6 protein-coding genes are annotated in these 6163 nt (G+C 71.9%); 5 read left to right on the top strand and 1 reads right to left on the bottom strand.

All coding sequences use genetic code 11. The annotated features are described in order from the left end of the window. Positions 1-143: 143 nt before the first annotated feature. From D3105_RS31420 to D3105_RS31400, 5 genes are all read left to right on the top strand, one after another. A complete protein-coding gene (locus D3105_RS31420) occupies positions 144-896 on the top strand; it encodes a GntR family transcriptional regulator (RefSeq protein ID WP_118906277.1) in 753 nt (250 codons plus the stop codon). Positions 897-1094: 198 nt separating this feature from the next. Continuing rightward, the gene (locus D3105_RS31415) at positions 1095-1295 is read left to right on the top strand and encodes a hypothetical protein (protein WP_065491212.1); all 201 of its coding nucleotides are present in this window, start codon (positions 1095-1097) and stop codon (positions 1293-1295) included. A gap of 277 nt (positions 1296-1572) precedes the next feature. Further along, positions 1573-1977, top strand: coding sequence for an NUDIX hydrolase (locus D3105_RS31410; protein WP_118906276.1), 405 nt, complete (start codon positions 1573-1575; stop codon positions 1975-1977). A gap of 142 nt (positions 1978-2119) precedes the next feature. Next, positions 2120-2563 (top strand): ATP-binding protein, encoded by a 444-nt coding sequence (locus tag D3105_RS31405; protein WP_118906275.1) that lies wholly within the window; start codon positions 2120-2122, stop codon positions 2561-2563. A 214-nt stretch (positions 2564-2777) separates the two neighbouring features. After that, positions 2778-5345, top strand: a complete 2568-nt coding sequence (locus D3105_RS31400; RefSeq protein WP_118906274.1) for a SpoIIE family protein phosphatase — start codon at positions 2778-2780, stop codon at positions 5343-5345. 21 nt (positions 5346-5366) lie between these two features. Here the strand turns inward: D3105_RS31400 and D3105_RS31395 are convergent, their stop codons facing one another. After that, on the bottom strand, positions 5367-6080 hold the full coding sequence (locus D3105_RS31395) for a PspA/IM30 family protein (protein ID WP_118906273.1): 714 nt from the start codon (positions 6078-6080) through the stop codon (positions 5367-5369). Between the last annotated feature and the right edge of the window lie 83 nt (positions 6081-6163).

Here is a 6163-nt window from a genome sequence, read left to right as displayed (position 1 = left end):
GTGAGGGGCAGGGATCCGGGGGTCGGGGGTATGCGTGGACCGCCACAAGATCATCACATTGGGTGAAACTCTGGCCCATGCTTGCGGTATACAACCCACGGTTGTCAGGCTGTCGCAGACTGTCAACCTGTTGGGAGTGGCCTGTGACTTTCGGTGAGCAGCCCGCCTATCTGCGCGTGGCGAGCGATCTCAGGGAGAAGATCGTCAACGGCGCGCTGCCGCCCCATACCCGCCTGCCGTCGCAGGCCCGCATCCGCGAGGAGTACGGGGTCTCGGACACCGTCGCCCTGGAGGCGCGGAAGGTCCTGATGGCGGAGGGGCTGGTCGAGGGGCGCTCCGGCTCCGGCACCTATGTGCGCGAGCGTCCCGTGCCCCGCATGATCGCCCGCTCCGGCTACCGGCCGGACAAGGGGGCCAGTCCGTTCCGGCAGGAGCAGACGGCCGAGGGCGCGCGCGGGACCTGGGAGTCCAGCAGCGAGCAGGAGGGGGCGAGTCCCGAGATCGCCGAGCGGCTGGGCGTCGAGCCGGGTGACCGCGTGATGCGCACGCACTACGTCTTCCGGGAGGCGGGTGAGCCGATCATGCTCTCCACCTCCTGGGAGCCGCTCGCCATCACGGGCCGCACGCCCGTGATGCTGCCGGAGGAGGGCCCGTTGGGCGGCTGCGGGGTGGTCGACCGGATGGCCGCGATCGACGTCGTCGTGGACAACGTCGCCGAGGAGGTCGGTGCGCGCCCGGGGCTGGCGGAGGAGCTCCTGGCGCTCGGCGGTGTGCCCGGCCACGTGGTCATCGTCATCGGGCGTACGTACTACGCGTCCGGCCGGGCCGTGGAGACGGCCGACGTGGTCGTCCCGGCGGACCGGTACCGGATCGCGTATCACCTGCCGGTGAGATGACATGGGGTGACACCTCGTCGGGCGGGGCACCAGGGGGCGCATTCCGGTGGATGCGCCCCCTTCGTGATGGCCGGATGCGTATCTCTTTGTGTAAAGCCGCCTGCACTGAGTGAAGGTCAGGCGTACGCTCGGGCATATGCGTACTGCGGTTTCCTGGGGATCCTTAGAGACGTGCACGCCGGTGGGGAGAGGGGCGATATGCGGGGGAGCGACACGATGAGCGAGAGCGGCGCCGTGCTCCCGTGGCAGGTGATACGGCAGGACGACGGCGGCAACCGCTACCGCGTGGGCCGGTATGCCACGCAGGCCGAGGCCCAGAAGGTCGCCGACGGCCTCGACGACCGCCACCACCACCAGGTCTACCGGGTGGAGCGCGTGGGCCAGGGAGCCGGTCCCTGACGGACGGACGGCCCGAGGGGCCCCGAGGCCGCCGCGTGCCGCCCTCGGGGCCCCTCGGCCTTCCAGGGAAGCCTTCCAGGGGCCCTTGGCGCCCGCGTGCGCCCCTTGGCGCGCCCTGCCCCTGACTCGCCTCGTCGGCTCTCGCGTCCCGGCTCCCGCCTCGCCCGCGTTCCGTGCGTCGGCACCCCGGACGGTAAGGTCCGGCCCGGCCGGGGTGCGGAGTCTCCGGCGGAACGGCGCCGCGAGCGGGGCGGAGTGATGACGGAGTGGTGACCAGGTGACGTCGGTGCTGATCGACACGGTGGCGTGGGTACGGATCGAGGGCGGCAGGATCCTCTGCGCGCGGCCCCGGGGCAAGGGCGTCTTCTACATCCCGGGCGGCAAGCGCGAGGGTGCGGAGACCGATCTGCAGACCCTCCTGCGGGAGATCGAGGAGGAGCTGACGGTCGGCCTGATCCGGGAGACCGTCGTCCACGCCGGGACGTACGAGGCCCCCGTCGATGACCGGCCCGGCGCCGCCGTCGTGCGGATGAGCTGCTATTACGGCGACTACCGCGGCACGCTCGCGGCGAGCAGCGAGATCGAGGAGATGGCGTGGTTCTCCTTCGCCGACCGGGCCCTCGTTCCGCCCGTGGACCAGTTGCTCTTCGACGACCTCAAGGCGACGGGCGCGTTGAGCTGACCCGCCGGCCTCCGGCCGCGGGGTGGGGGCGTACGCCGTCTGCACCAAACACCCAGTTGTGCGGTAGTGAGTAATCAATGGTGGGTATGGGCTGTTTAGTCCCCATTTGCACAGGGGGTGCGCCCGCGGTCGTCCCTGGGAAGTGATCGGCGTGATCGATACCGAAGGCGACTGCGCCGAGTGGACCTTCGCGGCCGAGCCCGGTTCCGTGCGCAGCGCCCGGCACGCCGTCCGGGGCGCGCTCGGTTCCTGGGGGCTCGACGCGGTGGTGGGCGACCTGGCGGTCCTCCTCGTCAGCGAGCTGGTGACCAACTCCCTCCGGTACGCCTCCGGACCCATCGGCGTACGCCTGGCCCGTACGTACCCCGACGGGGACCATCACCCCGCCGACCACCCGCCCGCCACCCCGGGACTGCTGGTGGAAGTCTCCGATCCGCTTCCGGATCCACCCACCGAACGCAGTGCGGGACCCGACGACGAAGGCGGCCGCGGACTCCAGCTCGTGGCCTGTTCCGCACGTCGCTGGGGGACCCGTCGCGGAAAGAGCGGCAAGACCGTGTGGTTCGAGCTGGCTCTCCCTGGTTAGGAGAGTGGAGGGAAGCACAGCGATCACCAGAGGTCGGGCAGAACCTGGCTGAAAGGGACTGAGACCTTGCTGTGATCGTGAACGCCGTGTCGGTCGGGGCCGTAGTGCTGAATACTGCGGGCAGGACCGGTCCGGTGCGTGAGCTGGAGGGGACGGTCGCGTGAGCGAAATACCTGGGACAACGGGCGACGCCGTCGGGACGGCCGGCGACGTCGTGTGGCAGAACAGCCCGCCCGGCTCGATCTACGACTACATCAGGGTGGCCTCCTTCTCGATCGGCCCCGACGGTCTGATCGAGCAGTGGAGCAGCCGGGCCGCGGGTCTGTTCGGCATGACCTCGACCGAGGCGATCGGCCGCGACCCGGTGGAGGCCTTCATGCCCGCCGAGCTGCGCTCGGAGGGCCATCGGCGGGTCGGCGAGATCCTCGACGGCAAGGAGTGGACGGGCCTCGTCCCGTTCCGGATGCCGGGCGAGGGCGGGGCGCACGGCGTCGCCGAGGTCTATGTGATGCCGAGTCTGACGGGCCAGGGGGAGCGCGCCGCGCTCTGCATCGTCGTCGACGTCCGGGCCCTGCGGCGCATCGAGACCGACCTCGCCGCCTCACAAGCCATATTCGGCCAATCTCCCTTCGGCTTCGTGCTGTTCGGTACGGACTTCGCGGTCGTCCGGGCCAACCAGCGCTTCGCCACGGTCTTCGGCGGCGCGGCCGAGGACCACCGGGGCCGCACGGTGGAGGACTATCTGCCGCAGGCCGAGGCCGACCGGCTGTCCGCCACGCTGAAACGGGTCCTGGAGACCGGGGAGTCGGTCACCGACCTCCAACTGGTCGGCACCGCCCCCGGCACCACCGAGCGCCGCCACTGGTCGATGAACCTCTACCGGGTGCACAGCGGGGCCGGCCGCCCCGTCGGCATCGCCGGCCTCGCCACCGACGTCACCCGCCGGCACATCGCCGCCCGCGAGGCCGCCAGCGCCCGCCGCAACCTCGCCCTGCTCAACGAGGCCAGCGCCCGCATCGGCAACTCCCTGGACCTGGAGACCACCGCCCGCGAGCTGCTCGACGTGGCCGTTCCCGGCTTCTGCGACCTCGCCGCCGTCGACCTCTACCAGGGCCTCCTCACCGGCGAGGAGGCCGCGCCCGGCAGTTGGGCGCCCGCCCACCGCGAGTCCGCCGGAGGCTCGGCGGAGCTGCGCCGGGTGGCCCACGCCAGCGCGGTCGCCGACGCCCTGCCCACCGCCGTGGCGGGCAGCGGGCCCCCCGGCCCGGACGATCTGCCGCCCGCGCTCGGCTCCGTCCACCGCTTCCCGTTCGGCTCGCCCTGCGCCGTCGCGCTGCGCTCCGGCCGGGTCGAGGACGTCCCCGGCGACGAGATGGGCTTCGTACAGTCGACGCTCGCCGTGCCGATGGTCGCCCACGACACCGTCGTCGGCCTCGTCCAGTTCTCCCGGACGAAGGGGAGCGAGCCGTTCGGCGAACGCGACCGGGCCCTGGCCACCGAACTGGCCGCCCGCGCCGCCGTCTGCATCGACAACGCCCGCCTCTACCGCCGCGAGCACGAACGCGCCCTGATCCTCCAGCGCAGCCTGCTGCCGCCCGGCGACCCCGAGGCCGCCGGACTCGACATCGCCTGCCGCTATCTGCCCGGCAACACCGCCACCGAGGTCGGCGGCGACTGGTTCGACGTGATCGAGCTGCCCGGCCACCGCACCGCCCTCGTCGTCGGCGACGTCATGGGGCGCGGCCTGCGCGCCGCCGTCGCCATGGGCGAACTGCGCACCGCCGTGAGGACCCTGGCCCTCCTCGACCTGGAACCCGCCGAAGTGCTCTCCGCCCTCGACGAGGTCGCCCGCGGCCTCGGCTCCCCGGGCGGCGGCGAGCGCAGCGAGGGGCTCGGCGGCAGCGGGGGAGCGCAGTGGCCCTCCCGCGCCGCGCAGAAGTCCCGCGAGGCGGACCTCTCCGAGGTCTATCTCGCGACCTGCGTGTATGCGGTCTACGACCCGGTCACCCGGCGCTGTACGTTCGCCAACGCCGGGCACATGCCCCCGGCCGTCGTCGAGCCCGGCCGGCCCGCCCGCCTCATCGACGTACCCCCGGGGATGCCGCTGGGCGTCGGCGGCGAACCGTTCGAGGAGGTCGAGGTCGAGCTCGCGGAGAACGCCCTGCTCACCCTCTACACCGACGGCCTCGTCGAGTCCCGGGACCAGACGCTGGACGAGGGCCTGGAGGCGCTGCGGGCCGTGCTCACCGGTCCGCAGATGGAGCTGGAGGACGCCTGCGACTTCGTCCTCTCCACCCTCGACACCCGGCACGGCGAGGACGACATCGCCCTGCTGATGGCCCGCATCCAGGGGCTGCCGACGGAGGCGGTCGGCGACTGGACGCTGCCGCGCGAACCCCGCTCGGTCGGCCGGGCCCGCGAGCTGGCCCGCGGCCAATTGCTCGCCTGGGACCTCGACGACCTGGTCGACACCACCGAACTCCTCGTCAGCGAGCTGGTCACCAACGCCCTGCGCTACGGCGAGGGCGAGATCCGGCTCCGGCTGCTGCGCGACCGCACCCTGGTCTGCGAGGTCTGGGACGCCGGTCTCGTGCAGCCGCGCCGCCGCCGCGCCCGCGATACCGACGAGGGCGGCCGCGGGCTCCAGCTGGTCGGCCTGCTCAGCGCCGCCTGGGGCTCGCGCCGGACCCCGCGCGGCAAGACCGTCTGGTTCGAACTGGCCCTGCCGGACGGGGAACCGGCCGCCGAACTCTCCGTGGAGCAGCTGCTGAGCATGTACTGACCCGGCTCGGTTCGCGAGCGGTTACGCGCCCGTCTTCAGGGCCGCCAGCCGGGCCTCGACCTCCGCGCTGTCGCCCAGGCTGTCCAGCTGCTCGAACTGGGCGTCCAGCGAGGAAGCGGCCAGCTCCTGCTTGCCCAGGGCCTTCGCCTCCTCGCGCCGCACCTTGTCCTCGAAGCGGCTCAGCTCGCTCGTCGGGTCGAGGACGTCGATGTTCTTCACGGCGTCCATCATCTGGTTCTGCGCCTGGGCGGACTTCGACCGCGCCACCAGCTCGTCGCGCTTGGCCTTGAGTTCGGAGAGCTTGGCCTTCATCTGGTCGAGCCCCGTCTTCAGCTTCTCCACGACCTCCGTCTGCGAGGCGATGGTGGGCTCCGCCGTCTTCGCCTCCTGCTCGGACTGGAGCTGACGGCCGAGCGCCACCTTCGCCAGGTTGTCGAACGTGTCGGCCTCCGCCACCGACCCGGCCCCGCGCAGCTCGTCGGCCTTCCGGCTGGCCGCCAGTGCCTTGCCGCCCCACTCGGCCGCCGCCGCCACGTCCTCCTTGTGGTCCTGCTCCATCAGCCGGAGGTTGCCGATGGTGGCCGCGACCGCCTGCTCGGCCTCCGCGATGTTGTTCGTGTAGTCCCGGATCAGCTGGTCCAGCATCCTCTGGGGATCCTCGGCCTGATCGAGGAGGGCGTTGATGTTGGCCTTCGCGAGCTGGGTGACGCGGCCGAGGATGGTCTGCTTGGTCATGGGACGGCTCCTTGGAAGTCGTGATCGCTGATACGGGTGAGGAGAGTGAGGACCGGTCGTCTCAGAAGCGGCCGCCACCGCCC

Source organism: Streptomyces globisporus, assembly GCF_003501885.1.
Lineage (GTDB): Bacteria > Actinomycetota > Actinomycetes > Streptomycetales > Streptomycetaceae > Streptomyces > Streptomyces globisporus_D.
The sequence above is the reverse complement of the archived record's forward strand: the minus strand, read 5'-3'. Positions and strand labels throughout refer to the sequence as shown.

What these genes read in the sequence shown, in the direction of transcription:
- D3105_RS31415 (WP_065491212.1), top strand. Translation starts at nt 1,095, where the DNA reads ATGCGGGGGAGCGACACGATGAGCGAGAGCGGCGCCGTGCTCCCGTGG.
- D3105_RS31395 (WP_118906273.1), bottom strand. Translation starts at nt 6,080, where the DNA reads ATGACCAAGCAGACCATCCTCGGCCGCGTCACCCAGCTCGCGAAGGCC.